The 23,489-nt window shown below is 59.0% G+C and carries 23 protein-coding genes; all 23 read right to left on the bottom strand.

The annotated features are described in order from the left end of the window. Positions 1-3 precede the first annotated feature (3 nt). The 23 genes from KKO72_RS19605 to KKO72_RS19495 all read right to left on the bottom strand — a co-directional run bounded on the left by KKO72_RS19605 (position 4) and on the right by KKO72_RS19495 (position 23,214). Complete coding sequence (locus tag KKO72_RS19605) at positions 4-246, bottom strand: BolA family protein (protein ID WP_214943147.1); 243 nt, start codon at positions 244-246, stop codon at positions 4-6. A 58-nt stretch (positions 247-304) separates the two neighbouring features. Beyond that, a complete protein-coding gene (locus tag KKO72_RS19600; RefSeq protein WP_214943144.1) occupies positions 305-1,060 on the bottom strand; it encodes an ABC transporter permease in 756 nt (251 codons plus the stop codon). Next, positions 1,057-2,007 (bottom strand): ABC transporter ATP-binding protein, encoded by a 951-nt coding sequence (locus tag KKO72_RS19595; protein ID WP_214943141.1) that lies wholly within the window; start codon positions 2,005-2,007, stop codon positions 1,057-1,059. The genes KKO72_RS19600 and KKO72_RS19595 overlap by 4 nt, the downstream gene beginning before the upstream one ends. 12 nt (positions 2,008-2,019) lie before the next feature. After that, positions 2,020-2,301, bottom strand: a complete 282-nt coding sequence (locus tag KKO72_RS19590; protein ID WP_371736915.1) for a lipid asymmetry maintenance protein MlaB — start codon at positions 2,299-2,301, stop codon at positions 2,020-2,022. Positions 2,302-2,303: 2 nt separating this feature from the next. Further along, positions 2,304-2,960, bottom strand: a complete 657-nt coding sequence (locus tag KKO72_RS19585; protein ID WP_214943138.1) for a phospholipid-binding protein MlaC — start codon at positions 2,958-2,960, stop codon at positions 2,304-2,306. Between the two features lie 18 nt (positions 2,961-2,978). Beyond that, entirely contained in the window at positions 2,979-3,737 is a 759-nt protein-coding gene (locus KKO72_RS19580; RefSeq protein WP_214943135.1) for a VacJ family lipoprotein, read from the bottom strand. 20 nt (positions 3,738-3,757) lie between these two features. Beyond that, on the bottom strand, positions 3,758-4,237 hold the full coding sequence (gene mlaD / locus KKO72_RS19575; protein ID WP_214943132.1) for an outer membrane lipid asymmetry maintenance protein MlaD: 480 nt from the start codon (positions 4,235-4,237) through the stop codon (positions 3,758-3,760). A gap of 83 nt (positions 4,238-4,320) precedes the next feature. Next, positions 4,321-5,103: a lipid asymmetry maintenance ABC transporter permease subunit MlaE gene (gene mlaE / locus KKO72_RS19570; protein ID WP_214943129.1), complete on the bottom strand. Its 783-nt coding sequence runs from the start codon at positions 5,101-5,103 to the stop codon at positions 4,321-4,323. Beyond that, complete coding sequence (locus KKO72_RS19565; RefSeq protein WP_214943126.1) at positions 5,100-5,918, bottom strand: ABC transporter ATP-binding protein; 819 nt, start codon at positions 5,916-5,918, stop codon at positions 5,100-5,102. Before KKO72_RS19565 ends, mlaE begins: the two co-directional genes overlap by 4 nt. An 88-nt stretch (positions 5,919-6,006) precedes the next feature. Then, on the bottom strand, positions 6,007-7,473 hold the full coding sequence (locus KKO72_RS19560; RefSeq protein WP_214943123.1) for a glutamate synthase subunit beta: 1,467 nt from the start codon (positions 7,471-7,473) through the stop codon (positions 6,007-6,009). A 27-nt stretch (positions 7,474-7,500) separates the two neighbouring features. Then, on the bottom strand, positions 7,501-12,231 hold the full coding sequence (locus tag KKO72_RS19555; RefSeq protein WP_214943120.1) for a glutamate synthase-related protein: 4,731 nt from the start codon (positions 12,229-12,231) through the stop codon (positions 7,501-7,503). A gap of 176 nt (positions 12,232-12,407) precedes the next feature. Continuing rightward, positions 12,408-13,112, bottom strand: coding sequence for a transposase (locus tag KKO72_RS19550; RefSeq protein WP_214943117.1), 705 nt, complete (start codon positions 13,110-13,112; stop codon positions 12,408-12,410). Positions 13,113-13,137: 25 nt separating this feature from the next. Further along, positions 13,138-13,605: a hypothetical protein gene (locus KKO72_RS19545; protein ID WP_251140798.1), complete on the bottom strand. Its 468-nt coding sequence runs from the start codon at positions 13,603-13,605 to the stop codon at positions 13,138-13,140. 28 nt (positions 13,606-13,633) lie between these two features. Continuing rightward, positions 13,634-14,629, bottom strand: coding sequence for an SAM-dependent methyltransferase (locus tag KKO72_RS19540; RefSeq protein WP_214943114.1), 996 nt, complete (start codon positions 14,627-14,629; stop codon positions 13,634-13,636). Beyond that, complete coding sequence (locus KKO72_RS19535; RefSeq protein WP_214943111.1) at positions 14,610-15,215, bottom strand: DUF1415 domain-containing protein; 606 nt, start codon at positions 15,213-15,215, stop codon at positions 14,610-14,612. Before KKO72_RS19535 ends, KKO72_RS19540 begins: the two co-directional genes overlap by 20 nt. Before the next feature lie 93 nt (positions 15,216-15,308). After that, positions 15,309-16,517: a deoxyguanosinetriphosphate triphosphohydrolase gene (locus KKO72_RS19530; protein ID WP_214943108.1), complete on the bottom strand. Its 1,209-nt coding sequence runs from the start codon at positions 16,515-16,517 to the stop codon at positions 15,309-15,311. Between the two features lie 49 nt (positions 16,518-16,566). Beyond that, complete coding sequence (aroB, locus tag KKO72_RS19525) at positions 16,567-17,673, bottom strand: 3-dehydroquinate synthase (protein WP_214943105.1); 1,107 nt, start codon at positions 17,671-17,673, stop codon at positions 16,567-16,569. Between the two features lie 20 nt (positions 17,674-17,693). Then, positions 17,694-18,218 carry a shikimate kinase gene (locus KKO72_RS19520; protein ID WP_214943102.1) on the bottom strand — a complete coding sequence of 175 codons (525 nt, stop codon included), beginning with the start codon at positions 18,216-18,218 and terminating at the stop codon, positions 17,694-17,696. 29 nt (positions 18,219-18,247) lie between these two features. Continuing rightward, positions 18,248-20,302 carry a type IV pilus secretin PilQ gene (gene pilQ / locus KKO72_RS19515; protein ID WP_214943099.1) on the bottom strand — a complete coding sequence of 685 codons (2,055 nt, stop codon included), beginning with the start codon at positions 20,300-20,302 and terminating at the stop codon, positions 18,248-18,250. Then, positions 20,299-20,844 (bottom strand): pilus assembly protein PilP, encoded by a 546-nt coding sequence (locus KKO72_RS19510; RefSeq protein WP_214943096.1) that lies wholly within the window; start codon positions 20,842-20,844, stop codon positions 20,299-20,301. The genes pilQ and KKO72_RS19510 overlap by 4 nt, the downstream gene beginning before the upstream one ends. Further along, a complete protein-coding gene (locus KKO72_RS19505) occupies positions 20,841-21,509 on the bottom strand; it encodes a type 4a pilus biogenesis protein PilO (protein WP_214943093.1) in 669 nt (222 codons plus the stop codon). The genes KKO72_RS19510 and KKO72_RS19505 overlap by 4 nt, the downstream gene beginning before the upstream one ends. 11 nt (positions 21,510-21,520) lie before the next feature. Continuing rightward, on the bottom strand, positions 21,521-22,138 hold the full coding sequence (locus KKO72_RS19500) for a PilN domain-containing protein (protein ID WP_214943150.1): 618 nt from the start codon (positions 22,136-22,138) through the stop codon (positions 21,521-21,523). Beyond that, positions 22,135-23,214, bottom strand: coding sequence for a pilus assembly protein PilM (locus KKO72_RS19495; protein WP_214943090.1), 1,080 nt, complete (start codon positions 23,212-23,214; stop codon positions 22,135-22,137). Before KKO72_RS19495 ends, KKO72_RS19500 begins: the two co-directional genes overlap by 4 nt. Between the last annotated feature and the right edge of the window lie 275 nt (positions 23,215-23,489).

Raw genomic sequence — 23,489 nt, 5'->3', positions numbered from 1 at the left:
GGGTTAACGGGGTTGGGCGGCCCATTCGGCCGGGGTGAATGCCTTGATCGACAGGGCGTGCACCTCGTCGGTTTTCATCTTGTCGCCCAGCGTGGCGTAGACGCGCTGATGGCGGGCGATGGCACGTTTGCCTTCAAATTCGGTCGACACCACCACCGCATACCAGTGGCGGCCGTCGCCATCGACCGCAAGATGCTCACAAGGCAGGTGGGCGGCAATCAGGGCTTTGAGTTGGTCTGCGGTCATGGGGAAGGAGGTGTTGGCCAGGCCGTGCATGCACACGGCCTGTGGCGGTTAAAGAAGCTCAGGAACGGATACGGTAACCGATACGCAGCAGGTACAGCGCAGTCAGGCTGACCACCACCAGGGTGGCACTGACCACGCCCAGGCTGAGCCAGGGGGACACGTCGCTCACCCCAAAAAAGCCGTAGCGAAAGCCGTCGATCATGTAGAAAAACGGGTTGACATGGCTGACCTTCTGCCAGAACGGTGGCAAGGAATGGATCGAGTAAAACACCCCGCTCAAAAAGGTCATGGGCATGACGATGAAGTTCTGGAAGGCTGCGAGTTGTTCAAACTTCTCCGAGTGCAGCCCGGCAATCAAGCCCAAAGCCCCCATCAACGTGGCTCCCATCAGCGCAAACACGGCGATCCAGACCGGCGCGACAAAACTCAGCTCAGTGAAAAAGAACGCAACCGCAAACACCCCCAGCGCCACCACCAGGCCACGCACGATGGACGCGCCCACGTAGGCCACAAACCAGTTCCAGTAGGACAGCGGTGTGAGCAACAAAAACACCAGGTTGCCCATGACCTTGCTGGCGATCAGCGAGGAGGAACTGTTGGCAAAGGCGTTTTGCAGCAGGCTCATCATGGCCAGACCGGGCACCAGGAACGCGGTGTAACTGACCTGGCCATAAACCTTGACGTGGGATTCGAGCGCGTGGCCAAAAATCAGCAGGTACAACATGGCGGTGAGCACCGGGCCGCCCACGGTCTGGCCGACCACACGCCAGAAGCGCATGACTTCTTTGTAAAACAGCATCTGCCAGCCGGTCATGCGATCACCTCGGCGGTGGGCGACTCGGCCGGTGCGTGGCGTTTCATCACTTCGAGGAACACGTCTTCCAGGTCGGCGCGGCGGATCTCGATGTCCTGCAGGGTCAGACCGGCCTCACGCGCGGCGGCCAGGTAGCGTTCAATCGCCAGCGCGTCGGTGGCGGGGTACTGCACAACCCGCCCCGTTATACGGGCTCCGACCTTCAAAGACGGGGGGAGTTCGCTATCAATCTTGAACTGCAGCACATTGCCGGAGGCGGCCTTGAGCAAGGCACTGGTGGTATCGAGCGCCACCACCCGCCCCTGCTTGAGCATGGCGATGCGCCCGCACAGGGCCTCGGCCTCTTCCAGGTAATGCGTGGTCAGCAGCACGGTGCTGCCCTGCTGGTTGAGTTTGGCAATAAAGGCCCACAGGGTCTGGCGCAGTTCCACGTCGACCCCGGCGGTGGGTTCGTCCAGCACAATCACTGGCGGTTTGTGCACCAGCGCCAGCGCCACCAGCACGCGGCGCTTCATGCCGCCCGAGAGCGCACGCATGTTGACGTGGGCCTTGTCGGTCAGGCCCAGGCTCTCCAGCAGCTCGTCGATCCAGGCGTCGTTGCGTTTGACACCAAAGTAGCCGGACTGGAAGCGCAGCGCCTCACGCACGTTGAAAAACGGGTCAAACACCAACTCTTGCGGCACCACGCCCAGCTTGCGTCGTGCTGCTGCGTAGTCGGCCTGGACATCACTGCCCAGCACCGACACCCGCCCCGAAGTGGCCCGGGCCAGACCGGCCAGGATGGTGATCAGGGTGGTTTTGCCCGCGCCATTGGGGCCGAGCAGGCCGAAAAACTCGCCGGGCTCAATGTCCAGACTGACCCGGTCAAGCGCCAGAAAGGTGTCGCTCTGAGAACCACGGGGAGAAGGATAGGCTTTGGAGACAGACTGGAAGGAGATGGCGGACATGGGGCCGCTATTTTACCGGGGGGTCTGCCGCCTGTCGGGCAGCAGCTCCTCAATGCCATACAAATGCGCCAGATCGCTCAAACGCTGTGGCAGCTTGGTCACCGAAAAGGTTTTGCCCAGTGCCAGCGCGTCGCGGCGCAAGGACAGCAGTACCGCCAGCGCCGCCGAGTCAAAACGCCCCAGCTTGGTCGCACTGACCACCACCTCGGCAGGCTGATTGGGCACAGCTGCCGCCAGCTCTCGCAGACAGGCGCTGGCGCTGGTGTGGGTCAGTTGGGCAGGCAGCTCAAGCACATTTACCCCTTGCTGGCCTTGGTGTCGCCAGCGGCATTGGATTTGTTGCGCTCACTCAGGGTGGCGATCAGGCCGTCAATGCCTTTGGCATTGATCTCTTGCGAAAACTGGCTGCGGTAGGTGTCCACCAGCCAGACACCCAGCACGTTGAGGTTAAAAATCTTCCAGCCAGCGCCCTCACCCGGGGTTTTTTCCAGGCGGTAGTCCAGTTGCACCGGGTCACCACGGCCATGGATCAGGGTGCGCACAATCACTTCCTTGTCGTCCGGCGCATAACGCATCGGTTTGATGCTGAATGTCAGGTTTTTGGCCTGGCTCATGGCGCCGGAATAGGTACGCACCAGCAAGGTCTTGAACTCGGCCTGCAACCGTGCGCGCTGCTCAGGCGTGGCCTGGCGCCAGGCGGGGCCCACGGCGGAGGCGGTCATGCGCTGGAAGTTCAGGTTGGGCATGATCTTCTGGTCCAGCAACTGCATGATGCGCGCCACATCGCCGGACTGCACCGCTTTGTCTGACTGGATCAGGTCGATGGCCTCTTTGGTCAGCCGCTGGATCAGCGCGTCGGGGGCTTCGTCAGCAGCCCAGGCCGAGCCAACATGCCAACCCAGAAGGGTGGCGCCAATCACAGGCAAGCTACTCAACAAAAAACGTCGTTTCATCGTGACTCCATCCAAAATTTACTGAACCGGCGCATCGTTGGCAGGCACATAAGCGTCTTCATCCGGCGGGTTGCCGTCATACACCTGGTTGCGCCTGCGCTGCAAATACGCATCGCGGGTGAAGCTGTAGGGATCCAAAGCCACCTCATCCAGCATCTGCGAAGCATCCAGCAACTGCGAACGCCGGTCCACCAGATTCAGGACCGTGGCGGAATTGCGCGTGGGCACGTGGTCCACCTGCGACACCACATTGCCTGCCATGTCCACCGGCAAGGCGGCGGTGTCACGCACCGTGGAGGGGCCAAGCAAGGGCAGGACCATGTACGGGCCGGCACCCACACCCCAGCGCCCCAGGGTCTGGCCAAAGTCTTCGGTGTGGCGCTCGATACGCATCTCGCTGGCGATGTCGATCAGGCCACCCAGACCAAACACCGTGTTCACCCCAAAACGCACGATGCTGTTGCCCGCGCCCTCACCCTTGAGCTGCAGCGTGTTGTTCACAAATGACCACAGGTCTTGCAAGTTGTTGAAAAAATTGCTGACACCGGTGCGCACGGGTGATGGCAAGACGTCGCGGTAAACAGTGGCCACTGGCTTGATCACCGTGCGGTCAACCGCATCGTTGAAACCGTAGACACCGCGGTTGAACGGTTCCATCGGGTCGCGCGGGTTGGCATTGGGGCCGGTGGCGCAGGCGCTGAGCAACAACGCCGCCACTACCAGCATCAAGCGGGTAGTGAAACTCTGGGTTCCCTGAGTGATTTTTTTTGAATTCATGCTTGGAACTGTCCCTTCAACTATTTGCTGGCTTCAGGCGCCGTAGGTTCTGCTGCTTTGCTATACAGAAACTGGCTGATCAGATTCTCCAGCACCACGGCCGATTGGGTGCTGGAGATGACATCCCCTTTTGCCAAATTTTTATCATCTGCACCCGCTTCGATGCCAAGATACTGGTCACCCAGCAGGCCACTGGTCAGGATCTTGAGCGAACTGTCCTTGGGAAACACATAGCGGTCTTCCAGTGCCAGGGTGACACGGGCTTGGAACGACTTGTCGTCAAACGCGATGTCTTCCACCCGACCCACCACTACACCCGCACTTTTGACCGCTGCCTTCGGTTTGAGGCCACCAATGTTGTCGAACTTGGCGGTCACCATGTAAGTCTTCTGGAAATTGAGGCTCAGCAAATTGGCCGACTGCAGTGCCAGAAACAAAATTGCGACCGCACCCAGCAGCACAAACATCCCCACCCAGACATCATTCTTTGAACGTTGCATTCAAACCTCTTCTTTCTTATTGGTTAACACCCGGAGTCGCGTGCTGCGATCGTGCTGCAGCCCCGACACCTGTTGTGCACTTGTCATACCGAGAACATCATCGCGGTCAGGATGAAGTCCAGGCCCAGTACCGTCAGCGACGCCATCACCACCGTGCGGGTGGTGGCCTTGGCCACACCTTCGGGCGTAGCCTGCGCGTTGTAGCCCTGCAGCAGCGCAATAAAGGTCACCGCTACCCCAAACACAATACTCTTGATGACGCCGTTGCCAAGGTCCTGGAACACATCGACCCCACCCTGGATCTGGCTCCAGAAGGCGCCACCATCCACCCCGATCATCAACACCCCGACCACCCAGCCGCCAATGACACCGGTGGCGCTGAACATCGCGGCCAGCAGTGGCATGGTGATCACACCGGCCCAGAAACGCGGCGCCAGCACCCGCTCGATCGGGTCGACCGCCATCATTTCCATCACACTGATCTGCTCACCGGCTTTCATCAGACCAATCTCCGCCGTCAGCGAGGTACCGGCACGCCCGGCAAACAGCAGGGCGGACACCACCGGCCCGAGTTCACGCAACAGGCTCAGGGTCACCATCAAGCCTAACGACTCGGCGGAACCATAACGTTTCAAAACGTAATAACCCTGCAGCCCGAACACAAATCCGACAAACAGCCCGGCCACCGTGATGATGGGCAAAGAGTAGTTGCCCAGAAAATGGATCTGGTCACGCACCAGCACATTGCGTTTGAAGGCATAACCCACCGTTGCCAGCAGCCGGCCAAACAGACGCGCCGCATAACCCATGGCGTCCAGATGCCTGCGCACAGCAAAACCAATGTCTTTGGGCTGGTACCAACTCATGCCTGCACCTCGCCACCAAAATCCTGCTTCACACTGGGCCCCGGGTAATGGAAATGCACCGGCCCTTCAGGCAGCGCATGGACATATTGATGCACCAGCGGATCGCTGCTGTGGCGCACCTCATCGGGGGTACCCTGGGTGGCGATTTTGCCATTGGCCAAAATGATCACCTGGTCAGCAATCGCAAAGGTCTGCTCCAGATCGTGTGAGACAAAAATGCTGGTCAGGCCCATGGCGTCGTTGAGCTCCCGAATCAGTGTGGCCGCTGTGCCCAGCGAGATCGGATCCAAGCCGGCAAAGGGTTCGTCGTACATCACCAGTTCCGGGTCAAGCGCAACGGCGCGCGCCATCGCCACCCGCCGCGCCATACCACCCGACAGATCGCTGGGCATCAGGTCGCGTGCGCCACGCAGTCCCACAGCATTGAGTTTCATCAACACGATGTCTCGGATCAGGGCATCCGACAGATCGGTGTGTTCACGCAGCGGGAAGGCCACGTTTTCAAACACACTGAGGTCGGCAAACAGCGCGCCAAATTGGAACAACATGCCCATGCGCCGGCGCGCCGTGTACAACTCAGGCTGGGTCATGTGGGTGACATCCTGCCCGTCAAACAGGGCCTGGCCTTGTTGCGCACGGATCTGGCCACCAATCAGGCGCAGGATGGTGGTTTTGCCACCGCCCGAGGCGCCCATCAGGGCCGTGACCTTGCCACGCGGGATGTCCAGCGAAATGTCGTCCAGGATCAAACGCTCACCGTAGCCGAAGCTCAGGTGACGTATTTCTACCAGTGAATGTGAAGAAGTGGCGGTCATGGGTCTTGGGGTCGGGGTAAACCCGAACCCTTGATCATAAAGGAAAGCCCCTGGGGCCGCCTGGCCACACCCGGTCGCGGTCCGCCACTCAACGTGGCAGGTCGCTGAAGCCCATCAGAAACTCGTCGATGGCGCGGGCTGCCTGGCGGCCTTCGCGGATGGCCCACACCACCAGGCTCTGCCCCCGGCGCACGTCGCCAGCGGCAAACACCTTGGGCACATTGGTGGCGTAACCGCCGACAAAATCGGTGCTCGCCTTGGCGTTGCCACGGGCATCCTTCTCGATGCCAAAGGCATCCAGCACGGTGGCAACCGGGTTGACAAAACCCATGGCCAGCAGCACCAGATCGGCTTGGTAGGTCTTCTCGGTGCCGGGAATTTCGACCATCTTGCCGTCTTTGAGTTCGATGTGAACCGTCTTCAGGCCAGTGAGTTTGCCCTTTTCACCGATGAACTCCTTGGTGGAGATGGCGAACTCGCGGGTACACCCCTCGTCGTGGCTGGAACTGGTGCGCAGCTTCATCGGCCAGTAAGGCCAAGTCATCGGGCGGTTTTCTTGTGCTGGCGGTTGTGGCATCACCTCAAACTGGGTGACACTGGCCGCGCCATGGCGGTTGCTGGTGCCCACACAGTCCGAGCCGGTGTCACCGCCACCAATCACGATCACATGTTTGCCGTCGGCGCGTAACTGGTTTTTTAACTTGTCGCCGGCGTTGACCTTGTTTTGCTGCGGCAGGAACTCCATCGCAAAGTGGACCCCGTCGAGATCACGCCCAGGCACTGGCAAATCACGCGACTGCTCCGAACCACCGGACAGCAGCACCGCATCAAATTCGGCCTGCAGCTGCGCGGATGAAACGGTTTCCTTGGCCCAGTTGGTGACCTTGCTGCCCTTGGGCAGTGCGCCCACCAGCACACCAGTGCGGATCGTCACACCTTCAGCCTTGAGTTGCTCGACCCGGCGGTCAATGTGTGACTTCTCCATCTTGAAGTCAGGAATGCCGTAACGCAGCAGACCACCCACACGGTCGTTCTTCTCGAACAGGGTCACATCGTGGCCCACGCGTGCGAGCTGCTGCGCCGCCGCCATGCCAGCCGGACCGGAGCCCACCACCGCGATTTTTTTGCCGGTTTTGTGTTTGGCAGGTTGTGGTTTGACCCAACCCTCAGCCCAGGCACGGTCGATGATCGCGTGTTCGATGGATTTGATGCCCACGGCGTCGTCATTGACATTGAGCACACAGGCCGCTTCACACGGTGCCGGGCAGATGCGCCCGGTGAACTCGGGGAAGTTGTTGGTGCTGTGCAACACGTCAATGGCAGTTTGCCAGTCGGCTTGGTACACCAGATCGTTGAAGTCCGGGATGATGTTGTTGACCGGGCAGCCGTTGTTGCAGAACGGCGTGCCGCAGTCCATACAACGGGCGGCCTGGGTTTTGGCCTGGGTGTCGTCCAGACCAATCACAAACTCTTTGTAGTTCTTCAAACGCTCGGGTACCGGCTTGTAGCCCTCTTCGATGCGCTCGTATTCCATGAAACCAGTGACTTTTCCCATGATGTGTTCCTGATACGTTGGTCTGCTTCAGACTTTGGATACTTCTTTTTTAGTAGCTGTATGCGCAAGTTCTGAAAGGGCTAGAGCCGATTTTCTTGCATGAATTTCACCCAGGGCGCGTTTGTATTCGAGCGGGAACACCTTGACGAACTTCTGGCGACTGACGTCCCAGTTGTCGAGCAGCTCGCGCGCGCGCTTGCTGCCGGTCCAGCGGTTGTGTTCTTCTAGCAGCTTCTTGAGCTGGGTTTCATCGGCCAAACCACGGTGCCAGTGCTTTTCATTGATGTTGAGCTTTTGCTCGTCCACACTGAGCACCTTCTCAAGCGACACCATCGCGGTGTTGCAACGTTTGGCGAACTGGCCGTCTTCGTCATAAATGTAGGCAATGCCACCACTCATGCCCGCCGCAAAGTTGCGCCCGGTTTTGCCCAGCACCACCACGGTGCCGCCGGTCATGTATTCACAACCGTGGTCACCCGTGCCCTCCACCACGGCGGTGGCGCCTGAGAGGCGCACCGCAAAACGCTCACCAGCGACACCGCTGAAGAAGGCCTCACCACTGGTGGCGCCAAACATCACGGTGTTGCCAACGATGGTGTTCTTGGTGGACTCACCTCGGAAGTCGATGCTCGGACGCACCACAACACGGCCACCAGAGAGGCCCTTGCCGGTGTAATCGTTGGCATCCCCAATCAGGTACAAGGTGATGCCCTTGGCCAGGAACGCACCAAAGGACTGACCACCGGTGCCCTCCAACTGGATGCGGATGGTGTCGTCAGGCAGGCCTTCGGGGTGCACCTTGGTCACCGCGCCCGAGAGCATGGCCCCCACCGAGCGGTTCACATTGCGCGCCACCTCGATGAACTGAACGCGCTCGCCCTTGTCGATGGCCGGGCGGGATTTGGCGATCAACACGTTGTCGAGCGCCTTCTCCAGACCGTGTTCCTGGTTTTCGATGTGGAACTTGGGCACATCGGCCGCAACGTTGGGCATTGCAAACAGGCGGCTGAAATCCAGGCCGCTGGCCTTCCAGTGCTCGATACCGGAACGTGTGTCGAGCAGGTCGGCACGGCCAATCATGTCGTCAAACTTGCGGATACCCAGCTGGGCCATGATCTGGCGCACTTCTTCGGCGATGAAGAAGAAATAGTTGACCACATGCTCGGGCTTGCCCGAGAACTTCTTGCGCAGCTCGGGGTCTTGCGTCGCCACACCGACCGGGCAGGTGTTGAGGTGGCACTTGCGCATCATGATGCAGCCTTCCACCACCAGCGGCGCGGTGGCAAAACCGAACTCGTCGGCACCCAGCAAGGCGCCGATGACGACGTCACGACCGGTTTTCATCTGACCGTCGGTCTGCACCCGGATGCGACTGCGCAGGCGGTTGAGCACCAAGATCTGCTGGGTTTCAGCCAGGCCGATTTCCCAGGGGCTGCCGCAGTGTTTGATGGACGACCAGGGCGAGGCACCGGTACCACCGTCATGGCCCGCAATCACCACATGGTCGGCCTTGCACTTGGCCACCCCGGCGGCGATGGTGCCCACACCAATCTCGGACACCAGCTTGACACTGATGGAGCTGTGCGGCGCCACGTTTTTCAGGTCGTGGATCAGTTGCGCCAAGTCTTCGATCGAGTAGATATCGTGGTGCGGCGGTGGCGAAATCAGGCCGACACCGGGCACTGAATAACGCAGCTTGCCGATGTATTCGGACACCTTGCCACCCGGCAGCTGCCCACCTTCACCCGGCTTGGCACCTTGCGCCATCTTGATCTGGATCTGGTCGGCACTGCTGAGGTATTCGGCGGTGACCCCAAAACGGCCAGATGCCACCTGCTTAATGCGTGAACGCAACGAGTCGCCGTCTTGCAAAGGCATGTCGACTTCGACCACATCAGCACCAATCACACTCTTCAGGCTGTCACCCTGTTTGATCGGGATGCCTTTGAGTTCGTTGCGGTAACGCGCGGGGTCTTCGCCCCCCTCGCCGGTGTTGCTCTTGCCACCGATGCGGTTCATGGCGACGGCCAGCGTGGCATGGGCCTCGGTGGAGATCGAGCCGAGCGACATGGCGCCGGTGGCAAAGCGTTTGACGATCTCGGCAGCGGGCTCAACCTCATCAACGGGAATCGCCTTGGCCGGATCAATCTTGAACTCGAACAGGCCACGCAGTGTCATGTGGCGCTTGCTCTGGTCGTTGATGAGTTGGGCGTATTCCTTGTAGGTGTTCCAGTTGTTGGCGCGGGTGCTGTGTTGCAGCTTGGCAATCGCATCGGGCGTCCACATGTGTTCTTCACCACGAGTACGCCAAGCGTATTCACCTCCGGCATCCAGGCGGTTGGCCAGCACCGGGTCAGCGCCAAAAGCGTCCTTGTGGCGGCGGATGGCTTCTTCGGCAATCTCGAACACACCAATACCCTCAACCCGGCTCGGCGTGCCGGTGAAGTATTTCTCGACCGTGGCGGTTGACAAGCCGATGGCCTCAAACAGCTGCGCGCCGCAGTAGCTCATGTAGGTGGAGACACCCATCTTGGACATGATCTTGGACAGGCCCTTGCCCACTGCCTTGACGTAGTTGTAAATGGCTTTGTCCGCACTCAGGTCACCCGGCAGGTCTTTGCAGATGCTGGCCAGCGTTTCCATGGCCAAGTAGGGGTGAACCGCTTCGGCACCGTAACCGGCCAGCACACCAAAGTGGTGGACCTCACGCGCCGAGCCGGTTTCCACCACCAGACCGGCGGTGGTACGCAGCCCTTCACGCACCAGATGCTGGTGGATCGCGGAGAGCGCCAGCACCGCCGGAATCGCCACCTGGGTGGCGTTCATGGCGCGGTCGCTGATGATCAGGATGTTGTGGCCGCCCTGGATGGCGTCCACCGCTTCAGCGCACAAGGAGGCGAGTTTGGCCTCGACCCCTTCACGGCCCCAGGCCAGCGGGTAGGTGATGTCCAGCGTGTAACTGCGGAACTTGCCCTGGGTGTGGGTAGCGATGTCGCGCAGCTTGGCCATGTCGGCAAAGTCCAGCACCGGCTGGCTGACTTCCAGACGCAGCGGCGGGTTGACCTGATTGATGTCGAGCAGATTGGGCTTGGGGCCAATGAAGGACACCAGGCTCATCACAATCGCTTCGCGGATCGGGTCGATCGGCGGGTTGGTCACCTGGGCAAACAACTGTTTGAAGTAGTTGTAGAGCGGTTTGTTCTTGTCACTCAGCACGGCCAGCGGGCTGTCGTTGCCCATGGAACCAATGGCCTCTTCGCCGTTGGCGGCCATCGGGGCGATCAGGAACTTGATGTCTTCCTGGGTGAAGCCAAACGCTTGCTGGCGGTCCAGCAAGGTGCTGCCGGACTCGTAGGCGCTGGCAGGCTCGCTGCCACCGGGCACATCCCCCAGGCGGATGCGCAGGTTCTGGATCCACTGTTTGTAGGGCTTGCTGTTGGCCAGGCTGGACTTGAGTTCCTCGTCCTCGACCATGCGCCCCTGCTCCAGGTCGATCATGAACATCTTGCCCGGCTGCAGGCGCCATTTGCGCACGATCTTGTTCTCAGGGAAGGGCAACACACCCGACTCGGAGGCCATCACCACCAGGTCGTCGTCGGTGATGCAATAACGCGAGGGGCGCAGGCCATTGCGGTCCAGCGTGGCGCCGATCTGGCGGCCATCGGTGAACACGATGCTGGCCGGGCCATCCCAGGGCTCCAACATGGCGGCGTGGTACTCGTAAAAGGCACGGCGGCGCTCGTCCATGCCGGTGTTTTGTTCCCACGGTTCGGGAATCATCATCATCACCGCCTGGCTGATCGGGTAACCGGCCATGGTCAGCAATTCCAGGCAGTTGTCAAAGGTGGCGGTATCACTCTGACTCGCAAAACTGATCGGGTAGAGCTTTTTCAGGTCGTCGCCCAGCACCGGAGAGCTCATCACACCTTCGCGGGCTTTCATCCAGTTGTAGTTGCCCTTGACGGTGTTGATTTCACCGTTGTGCGCCACATAGCGGTACGGGTGGGCCAGCGGCCACTCGGGGAAGGTGTTGGTGGAGAAGCGTTGGTGCACCAAGCCCAGGGCCGAGACACAACGCGGGTCTTGCAGGTCCAGGTAATAGGTGCCGACCTGATCGGCCAGCAGCAAACCTTTATAGATGACCGTGCGGCTGGACATGCTGGGCACGTAATACTCTTTGCTGTGTTTGAGCTTGAGCGCCTGGATGTGGGCGCTGGCGGTCTTGCGGATCACATACAGCTTGCGCTCGAGCGCGTCCTGCACGATAACATCGGTGCCACGGCCAATGAATATCTGGCGCAGGATGGGTTCTTTTTTGCGCACATTGGGCGACATTGGCATGTCGCGATTGACCGGCACATCGCGCCAGCCGAGCAAGACCTGACCTTCGGCCTTGACCGCACGTTCCAGCTCCTGCTCACAGGCCAGACGCGATGCATGTTCCTTGGGCAAAAACACCATACCCACACCGTATTCACCAGGTGGCGGCAGGGTCACCCCTTGGGCGGCCATTTCTTCGCGGTACAGGGCATCGGGCAACTGGATCAGGATACCGGCACCGTCACCCATGAGTTTGTCGGCACCAACCGCACCCCGGTGGTCGAGGTTTTCGAGGATCTTGAGCGCGTTCTTGACGATGTCATGTGACTTGACACCTTTGATATGGGCCACAAAACCCACACCGCAGGCGTCGTGCTCCTGGGCGGAAGAATACAAACCATGGTCCTGGAGATGCTGGATCTCGGCTGCCGTCGTCATGGGGCGCGCTCCTAAAAGTATCGAAAAGGGCTTGACTGTACCGCATTGCAACAAGGATGCCAAAGCAATTAATAGGGGTCAGATACCAATTACAAATTATCTAATTTTCAGAAAATTAAATTAGGGACATATTAGCAAACATAGCAATAATCCCTTTAAATTTAAGGGCCAAAGCCCTATTTGATGATTATTTTGGGGGCGGAAACGGGTCGCCCGGCGGCTCTTTTGACCACACGACGCTCAGTGTGTTTTTGTAAATTAGCCACAAAATCTGGCTCCCCCAGGGCCCAACCGGCCAGGGTGGACTCGGTCAGCGCCGCCTGTTGCACCGAGTTGATGCCTGAGCGCACCAACTCGGCGTAAGCGGATTCACGGGCAAAAGGGGTGTTGCCCAGATGCCAGAACAAGGCGTGGGGAGTGATCAGCCGATCCACCCGCTGCCCCAAGCAATGCCCATGGCTGGACCAGGGGTAGTCCTGGGCCTGCGCCACCAGACCGGCGCGCACCGGGTTCAGGTCCATGTAGACCATACAGGCCAACAGATAACGCTCCGGCTGGATCACGGTTGAGCGGTAACGCCCTTCCCACAAGGTACCGGTGCGTTGCTGGTTTTGGTTGAAGTACCGCACATAACTGCGCCCCACAGCCTGCATCAGTTTGGGCAGACCGTCAGCGGTCTTGGGGGTGGCCAGCAGATGGAAGTGGTTGTCCATCAGCACATAGGCGTGGATCAACACCTCATAACGGGGTGCCTGCTGCGCCAGCAGGTCCAGCCAGAAACGGTAATCCGCCGCGCTGGCAAAAATGGCCTGGCGATTGTTGCCGCGCTGGATGATGTGGTGTGGCCAGCCCGGCAGGGTCAGGCGCGGCAGGCGTGCCATGGCTCAGGCAAAAACCGACCCGCGTTTACTTGGGGGCCTTGGTCACACGCACCTTGCCGCCGGTGGTGACAATGATCACCGAGTCACCCGGCACCAGGGTTTCACTGCCCTTGGCCTGCACAATGGCGCGGCGCTCACCCCCTTTGAGCTGGATCAGCAGTTCATTGGCTTCTTCACGCGTGGCCATGCGTTCGATGGTGTTACCGGCCACGGCACCGGCCACGCCCACCAGCAGGCCGATCACCTGGCTCTCACCGCCACCGGCACCCCGGCTGGCGCCCGCCACAGCGCCAGTCACGCCACCCACAGCCGCACCAATACCACTCTGGCTGCCATCCACGGTGACAGTGCGAATCGACAACAGCACACCGTCTTGCACTTGCGACATGCGCTGGGCATCACCGCGCTGGATCACGTCCGGGCTGCTGGTGGAGCAGGCGCCCAGGGCCAGCACCAAGGCGGTGGACAAACCCATTTTCATGATTGCTTTCATGCTTCTCTCCAAAAAAACGCTGACCAATTCAAACCACTTCGCCCAACAAAGGCTGCACGGCATTGTCCGGCAAGGATGTAAAGCGTGTATGAAGCAGGGACAGCAGGCCAAACTCGGTCAGCAGGCTGCGCAGTCGTTCGGCACTGGCGCGTTTTCTAGCGCCGGTATAACGGGCAATGATCAGCTCGTTTTTCATGCTGTGTTCCCAGCCGACCAGCTCGGTCACAGTGACCTGGTAACCACAGGCCTCCAGGTACAAGCAACGCAGCACATTGGTGATCTGGCTGCCCATCTCGCGCGTGTGCAAGGGATGCCGCCACAACTCGGCCAGCGGTGTGCGTGACAGGGACAGCGCCTTGTGCTGGCTCAGCACCCGCGCCACCTCGGCCTGACAGCAGGGCACCAACACCATCACCCGCGCCCGTTTTTGCAGACCAAAAGCAATCGCATCGTCGGTGGCGCTGTCGCAGGCGTGCAAAGCGGTCACCATGTCGATGCGCTCGGGCAAACGGCTTGACTCGGTCGACTCGGCCACCGTCAGGTTCAAAAAGGACATGCGCTCAAAACCCAGGCGGTTGGCCAGCGCCTGGGACTTCTCCACCAGCTCGGCGCGTGTCTCGATGCCGTAGATGTGGCCCTGAGCTTGCTGCCTGAAAAACAGGTCGTACAGGATAAAGCCCAGGTAGGACTTGCCCGCGCCGTGGTCAGCCAGGGTGAGCCCGGCGGGACTGGTGTCAGCGCTTGTGTCTCCGGTTGGGCTGGGCACCCTCACCTGCTGCGCCAGCTCCAGCAACAGCTTTTCAATGAACTGGTAGAGGTGGTAGACCTGTTTGAGCTTGCGCCGCGAGTCCTGGTTGAGTTTGCCCTCGCGCGTCAGGATGTGTAACTCCTTGAGCAACTCGATCGACTGACCCGGACGCAGTTCATCGGCCAAGGGATGGGGACTGGGCGCCGTCGCGCCAGAACGGGCAGAAGGGCGCTCGCCCTGCTTTGGGCGGCGGGTGTCAGGGTGTTTTGAAGTCATGCGGGGATGATGCCACGTCCGGCGCGGTGACTGAGGCCAGGCTGGCGTCCACCTGCAAGGCTTGCCAGCCTGCCAGACCGAGGTTTTCCATGGTCTGCATATTGGTCTCAAAAATCGTCTGCGGATCGGGAAAAGCCGCCACCGCGCGGTCGATGCTTTCCTCGCGCAGCAAATGCAGGCTGGGGTAAGGTGATCGGTTGGTGAAGTTGGTGATGTCGTCCAGCTTGGTGCCGGCAAACTGGTACTGCGGGTGCAGGGAGGCAATCTGCAACACCCCGTCCAGATCCAGATCGACCAGCGCCTGGTCAGCCAGGTCGAGGAAATCGTTGTAGTCCAGAAAGCCGTGCAAACACCCCGGCGCTATCAACAACGTAGTATCCCGCTCTTTGGCATCCAAGGCTTGAAGTTGTTTGAGCTCATGGATCAAATCTTCCAGCAACGCCTCGGGTGTGGTGGCGTGGCTGACGGTGTAGTGAACCTGGCGCTTGACATGCACACTTTTGGCAAACGGGCACAGGTTCAGGCCAATCACCGCGCGCTCCAGCCAGGCCACGGTATCGGCCACCACGGTTTGGTCATCCAACATGTGTGTTCTCCTGATGGCTTGGGCGGGCTGCGAACTGGTGCACATGAAGCTGCGACCTGCCGCGCGGCAGCGCTGTTTTTGCAGTGGCAGGCATCATGACAGCAGCCGCTTTCCGGTCAGGCGCTCATGCTCACGTAGGGCAAAACGGTCGGTCATGCCGGCAATGTAGTCGGCCACCACCCGCGCGGTCAGGCGCGGGCCATCTGCCGACAAATCGGGCGCCGCCTGATGGGCTTGTTGGATGTGGTGCTGGTACGACTCGGGCAGTTCGTCGGGCGAACGGGCGTAGGCAGCAAACAGCTCGGTCACCACCACCCGCGCCTGGCCGGTGGTGTGGGCCACCTGCGGATGCCGGTACAGCTGTTCCAACAAAAAGGCCTTGAGGGCTTTGGACTGAGCGCGCATCTCCGGGCCAAATTGCACCAGCGGTGGCAAGGTGCGCACGGCCTGCACATTGGCGGGTTGAGCTGCATCCAATGCAGCCTGCGTCGCAGCAATCACGTCATAAATCTGGCTGCTGAGCATGCGCCGGATCGACTCGTACAACAGGCGCCGTCCCTGGTGCCGCTGACCCAGCTGGGGATGCTCTTTGAGCGCCTGCAGCCGGAACTGCTCAAACAGCGTCAGCGCCTGCAACTGCTCAAGCGTGATCAGGCCGGAGCGCACACCATCGTCGATGTCATGGGCGTTGTAGGCAATCTCGTCGGCCAGGTTGCACAACTGGGCTTCCAGGCTGGGCTGCTGGTGCACCAGAAAACGGTGGCCCACTCCGCCAGGCTCGGCGCGCTCCAGGGCTTCGGCATCCCGGCGTGAGCAGTGTTTGAGAATGCCTTCGCGGGTCTCGAACGTGAGGTTCAGCCCGTCAAACTCGGGGTAGCGCTCTTCGAGCTGGTCCACAATGCGCAGGCTTTGTAAGTTGTGCTCGAAACCACCAAACTCGGCCATGCAGGCGTTGAGCGCGTCCTGCCCCGCGTGGCCAAACGGGGTGTGTCCGACGTCATGCACCAGCGCAATGGTTTCCACCAGGTCCTCGTTGAGGCCCAGCGTGCGCGCCACCGAGCGCCCGAGCTGCGCCACTTCCAGCGAATGCGTCAAGCGGGTGCGAAACAGATCCCCTTCGTGGTTCAGAAACACCTGGGTCTTGTAGACCAGGCGCCGAAACGCGGTGCTGTGCACAATGCGGTCGCGGTCACGCTGATACTCGGTGCGCGTGGGCGCGGGCGGCTGTGCAAAACGCCGACCACGTGACTTGGCCGGATCACAGGCGTACTTCGCCAGCGCCGTTTTTGAATGAGAAATCATGCTCTAGCCCTTGCTAATAAAGGGCGCATTGCTATGGTTTCAGGTGTTGTCACGCGCAACAGGCATCAATCACCTGGCGCACCACAGCGTCCGGTGCACCACGCACACAGGCGCTGCCGGGTTTGTCGATCAACACAAACTTGATCTCGCCAGCTTCTGACTTCTTGTCCACACGCATCAGTTCCAGATAACGCCCGGCGTTGTCGGTCTCCGACAGGCGCGGCGCCCTGACTGGTAGTCCGGCTTTGGCAATCAAGGTGCTCAGACGGTGAACAAAGAACGCGTCCACCAGACCCAGTCGCGCCGACAACTGCGCCGCCATCACCATGCCACAACCCACCGCCTCACCGTGTAACCAGGCACCAAAACCCAGACCGGCTTCGATGGCATGGCCAAAGGTGTGGCCAAAATTCAGGATGGCACGCAGGCCGGACTCGCGCTCGTCCTGCCCCACCACCCAGGCCTTGATCTCACAGCTGCGTTTGACGATGTGCGCCAGTGCCACCGGCTCACGTGCCAGCACCGCATCCAGGTTGCCCTCCAGCCAGGCCAGGAAATCCATGTCAGCAATCGGCCCGTATTTGATGACCTCGGCCAGACCGGCGCTGAGTTCACGCTGCGGCAAGCTCTTGAGGGTGTCCAGATCACACACCACTTTGAGCGGCTGGTAAAACGCGCCAATCATGTTCTTGCCCAGCGGGTGGTTGATCGCGGTTTTGCCGCCCACCGACGAGTCCACCTGCGCCAGCAGCGTGGTGGGCACCTGCACAAATGGCACTCCGCGCATGTAGCTGGCGGCGGCAAAACCGGTCATGTCCCCCACCACGCCACCACCCAAGGCAAACAGCGTGGTTTTGCGGTCGCAGCCGTAGCTAAGCAGGGCATCAAAAATCTGGTTCAGGCTCTCCCAGGTCTTGAAGGCCTCACCGTCCGGCAACACCACCGTGAACACCTTGCCGTAGTGCGCGGCCAGTGCCTTTTCCAACTGCGGCGCATACAGCGGCCCCACGGTGGTGTTGGTCACAATCAACGCGGCCGCCGACTTGGGCAACTGGGCGTAACTCAGGGGGTTGTCAAAGAGCGAGCCACGGATGGCAATGTGGTAACTGCGCTCGGCCAGCTCAATGGCCACGGTGTGAAGATCTGAAGCTGTCATGCCTCAGAGTTTAGAGGGTTTCAGACCGCACCCACGCTGCCGTCGAGCTCCAGTTGCATCAGGATCATGTTGACCAGACTGGCCACCGAGGGCCGCCCTGTGTCCACCTGGAAATGAGCGGTCTCCTTGTACAAAGGGTGGCGCTGGCTGTAGAGGTCACGCAGCCGGCCCAGCGGGTCCGCCACCTGCAGGAGCGGGCGATTCTTGTCATGACGCAAACGTCTAAACAAGTCGTCTGGCGAAGAATTCAGGTAGACCACCTTGGTGCGTGAATGCAGGTTAGAGCGGTTCTGCGTTCTGAGCACCGCACCGCCCCCCGTGGACAACACCCCCTCGGGCACTTGCGTCAACGCATCGATGACGTCGGCTTCGATGTCGCGAAACCGTGCCTCACCCTCGCGCTCGAAGAATTCACGGATTGAACAGCCCAATTGTTGCTCAATCACCGTGTCCGAGTCGAGGAACGGCAGTCGGAGGCGCCGTGAGAGCAAGCGGCCAACGGTGGTTTTACCCGAGCCCGGCAGGCCGATGAGACTGATGGTCAATTTAAAAGGGCGTCCTCAACAACGACCCCTTAACGGGCCACTTTGTCCTTGAGCACCCGCGGGGTGATAAAGACCAGCATCTCGCGTTTTTCGGTCGAGTTCACGGTCCGCTTGAACAACACACCCACCCCCGGCAAATCTCCCAGGAGAGGCACCTTGTCAATCGTGTTCGAGGTGTCTTCGGTAAAGATGCCCCCCACCACCACCGTCCCTCCGTTTTCCACCAGCACCTGGGTCTGGATGTGTTTGGTATCGATCGCATAACCGGCGTCGGTGCTGATACCGCGGGTGTCCTTGGTCACATCCAACGCGAGAATGATGCCACCTTCCGGAGTGATCTGTGGTGTCACCTCCAGCTTCAGACTGGCCTTGCGAAACGCAATCGAGGTGGCGCCACTGGATGAGGCCACTTGGTAGGGAAACTCGGTGCCCTGCTCAATCAATGCTTTGATCTGGTCCGCAGTGATGACGCGCGGACTGGAGATCACCTTGCCCTTGCCATCTGCTTCCAAGGCGGAGATTTCAAGGTTCAAAAATTTGGTGGCAGACGAGTTAAAAATCGAAAACGCCACGGCTGCGCCACCCGCCACCGGGAAGTTCACAAAGCTACCGGAGGTAGTTCCCGCAGAACCACTGGTATAGCTTGACCCAATCGATGCATTGGTGCTGCTGCTGCCCCCGCCCAAACGCACCCCAAGCGACTTGCTGAAAGTATCAGACGCCTCCACAATCCGCGCCTCAATCATCACCTGGCGCACCGGGATATCGATCTTCGAAATAAGAACCTGAATCTCCTCGAGTTTGCTCGGTATATCCGTCACGAACAACTGATTGGTTCGGGTCTCGAAGATCACGCTGCCACGTGTCGACAAAATACGCGAGGCTTGCGCGCTCCCGCCACCCTGCGATTGACCGTTCAACCCCTTGGCCACCTCCTCAGACTTGGTGTAATTAAGCTGGTACGACTGCGTACGCAATGGCTCCAGGCTCTGCAAGGCCGCTGCGGACTCCATGTCCAGCTTTTCCTTGGCATTGATTTCGTCCTTGGGTGCAATCCACAACACGTTACCCGTCTTGCGCATGCCCAGGCCTTTAGCCTGAAGGATGATGTCCAGCGCCTGATCCCAGGGCACGTCCTGCAAACGCAGCGTCACTGCCCCATTGACTGAATCAGAGGTAATCACGTTGAAGTTTGTGAAATCTGCAATCACCTGCAACAAGGAGCGAACTTCAATGTTCTGGAAGTTGAGCGAGAGTTTTTGCCCACTGTAGCCCGGGCCTTGAGTTAACTTGGAGGTATCCACCTTGACCGGTTTAACTTCAACCACAAACTCCGAATTGCTCTGGTAGGCACTGTGCACCCAGTCGCCTTGTGGCTCAATCACCATGCGCACGCGGTCACCACTTTGGCTGGTGGTGATGGTTTTGACCGGTGTACCAAAATCGGTCACATCCAAGCGCCGACGCAGGCCCTCCGGCAAGGAGGTCTTCATGAACTCCACCACCAGCGTCTGGCCCTGTTGACGGATGTCGACGCCCACTTGATCACTGGGCAAGGAGACAATGATCCGTCCAGATGCATCGGCACCACGACGAAAATCCAGGTCACGCAGCGGCAAAGCATCACGAACCACAGTTTGTGCAAACACCTTGGGCGCTTCGACCGAGGCCACATCAGCGACAGCATCAAGCAACACATACAAGGACTTGCCTTGAATCTGGGTCTTGTAGGCCGTGTATTGTTTGAGATTCAACACCACACGCGTGCGATCACCCGCCTGAACCACGCTGACGGACTTGAGATTGCCCTGATTGATGTCTAAGGAAGAACGCCCCATGGCACTAACCACACCCGGGAAATCAAGCGCTATTCTGGCGGGAGACTGAATAGAGAACCCGGTCGGCACGGCGGGCAGGGATTCACTCAAATCAATCTTGACAACTTCTGAGCCGCCTTGCAAAGAGCCCGTCACCGCCTCAATAGCGATCTGGGCCTGCGCCGTTGTTGCAGCCAACCACAAGCTGGCGACAAGCCAAACCCGACTGCCGAACCGGCCAAATAGATAATGGTGTTGGGTTTTCATTTAGACCTCTCTTGCAGCTGCAATGACGCAGTGCGTTCAATCCACTCACCTGCTGCGTCCTGAACAATTTCACGCAGAGTGACTTCTGTCTCAACGATTTTTGTTATGCGGCCATAGTTCTGTCCCAAATGTTCCCCCACACGGACCTGGTACAACAATTTGCCCACGGTCACCAACGCAACGGGTTTCCCGTCGCGAACCATGCTGCCCACCAAGGCGATCGTATCCAGAGGAAACTCCTCGAGTGGCTCTTTACGACGCATCAACTCAGGCTCAAGCAACGCAGCGTTGGAAGAGGCTTGCGCTGAATCTTTCTTCAGCGCCAAGGTAAGCTTCTTGACGCTGAAGGGGTCAAACTCGGTTACCTCGGTGTAATTTTCAGGCTTGAACTGCTTAGGCTCGGACAAGGGCGCCACTTTGGGGAAAGTCTGACTTTTTTGCTGTGCCATCCACTCACGCAACTCGTCCTCAGACGCACCGGTACACGCACTCAGCACAGTCAGAGGCAACAACAGCGGCAAGATCCAACGGCAGGTACTCATTTCTTGGCTCCTGCCGTGGCTTTACGCTGGGCACTGACCTCTTGTGCATCCAGGTAGCGAAAGGTCTTGGCAACAGCCTCCATCGCCAACGCGTTGTCCTTGGCGGGCACAATCGATATGTTGTTGAGCGTCACAATGCGCGACAGGTTGGAAATATCGGCGGCAAATGACCCAATATCATGGTAGCGCCCCGTCACTCTCACGGAAATGGGCAGCTCTGCGTAGTATTCGCGCACCAGCACCTGACCCGGCCGGAACAAGTCAAACTGCAAGCTTCGACCAATACCCGCTTGGTTGATGTCCGATAACAGGGCATCCATCTCTGCCTTGCTGGGCAGTTGTTTCTCCAGCTGCGTCACATACTGCTGAACCTGCTCGCGCTGCTTTTTGAGGGCTTCAAGGTTCACGGCCTTGGCCAGCTTGGCCTGGTACTCATCGCGCAGCTTGACCTCCTGCTCCTGCGCGACGATCAGCTCATCCTTCGAATCGGTCAACCAAAAAAACCATAAAAAAACAACCACAACCAGCGCAAGCACTGCAAACAGGGTTTGGCGAGGCAATTTGGGCCAGCTGGATGGGTCTTTGCTGTCCAGGTTGCGAAACTGCCCAGTAGCAGCATCCAGCCAAGGCTTGAAGTCGACAGAAAAGTTAAGAGACTTTGCCATAGTTCAAGCCATTACTTTGCCAAAGGAGAAGAAGCTGCAGCGACAGGCTGCACGACACTACCAGCTTCGCCAGCCCGCACCAGCTTCACATTGATTTTGAAATTTGCGACCCGACGCTGGTCGCGTGGTGACAAGCTGACAGACCCAGCCACAATCTCGATCAGTTCAGGGCGGCTCAACCAGGTAGACTTGGTACCCAGGTTGCGCAACAACTCGGACACACGTTCGTTGGACTGCGAAACACCCTGCAAAGCCACAGTCTGTCCCTCCTGCCGCATGCTGGTGATGTACACACCTTCAGGCAGCTGCCCGACCAGTTCAGTGAGCAGATGGACCGGTATATTGCGATCCGCCTGCAGATCCTCTACAGCCTGCTGGCGGGCACGCAAAGCGGCAATCTCCGCCTCCAAACCCGCGATGTCTTTGATCTGGCGGTCAAACTGGGCAATTTCAGAACTCAGTATCTGGTTCTTGTCCTGCTGATCAGAGATCTGCGCATGAAACCACAGGAAGATACATCCCGCAAGCAATCCCCCCGTCAAGACGGACATCATCAACCCGACATTGAACATGTCCTTGCGGCGCTTGCGAGCAGCTTCCCGGTGGGGAAGTAGATTGATCAGTATCACTGCAAAAATCTCCGCAAAGCCAAGCCGCAAGAGGTGAGGTAAGAAGGTGCCTCGCGCTCCATTTTGTTGAGCCGAATCGAAGGCGACATCTCCATACCTTCAAACGGATTCACAACATTGCAGGCAAACCCGGTTTGTTGGGTGACAGCAGCCGTCAATCCAGGCAGAGACGCCGACCCGCCAGCAAGCATCACCCTGTCCACCTTGTTATGCGGGCTGCTGGTGAAAAAAAACTGCAGCGCACGACTGACTTCCTGCACCAAACTTTCGAGAAACGGCTGCAACACCAAAGCCTTGTAATCGTCGGGCAACTCACCGGTGCGTTTTTTACTCTCTGCTTCTTCCAGTGAAAAACCGTACTGCCGAATGATCATCTGGGTGAGCTGCGCACCACCAAAAGCCTGATCCCGGTCATATAACACTTCATCATTGCGAATGACCTGCATACTGGTGGTCATGGCACCCACCTCAAACAAGGCCACGAGGCTACCAACGCCCTGGTTGGGCATGTTGGCGATCAGCCGGCTAGCTGCCAGCCTGGAGGCATAGGATTCCACATCCACAATCACGGGCTTCAAGCCTGCCGCTTCTGCCAAGCCTTGAATATCTTGCACTTTTTCGCGCCGGGAAGCGGCAATCAGCACCTCGACATCCCCCGAGGAATTGGCACTCGGCCCCACAATACAAAAGTCGAGGCTGACCTCATCCAAGGGAAACGGGATGTACTGGTTGGCCTCGGTCTCAACCTGCAACTCCAGCTCTTGGTCAGACAAACCACCCGGTAAGACGATTTTCTTGGTGATCACCGCTGAAGGGGGCAGCGCCATGGCCACATTTCTGGTTTTGGTGCCACTCTTTTTGACCAGTCGACGCACCGCATCAGCCACTTCATCGAATTTTTCGATGTTGCCATCCGTGATCCAACCCCGCTCCAGCGGAATGATCGCGCAGTTCTCCAAAATCAGCTTTCCCGCCCGATCCTGACCCAGCTCAACCAGCTTGACGCTTGACGAACTGACATCCAGACCCAGCATGGTTGCAGGTTGACGACTGAATAACGAGCCCAAAGAAAGCAATATGGTCTCCTATTTGACGTGGCAAAAATCGAGCTTGTCTTGAGAAATCACTTCAATGCTATCAGTAAGATCATTGTCCAGCAAAGATATTTCGACTTTTTTCAATCTGCAAACGTTGCCAAAATGTAGATCATAAGTCCCACTACCGCTTCAAAAGCATGCCGCACCGACAGAACCATGCCTATTGACACGGATCGGAATGCGATACTTCAGCCCTTGATGCTTTCCCGCTTTGATACCGGGTTAAAGCCGGTAACCACCTGTCATGCCTGAAA

Origin of the sequence: Rhodoferax sp. U11-2br (assembly GCF_018619435.1) — a bacterium.
GTDB lineage: Bacteria > Pseudomonadota > Gammaproteobacteria > Burkholderiales > Burkholderiaceae_C > Rhodoferax.
Note: the sequence above shows the minus strand (reverse complement) of the source record. Positions and strands in the feature narration are given on the sequence as shown.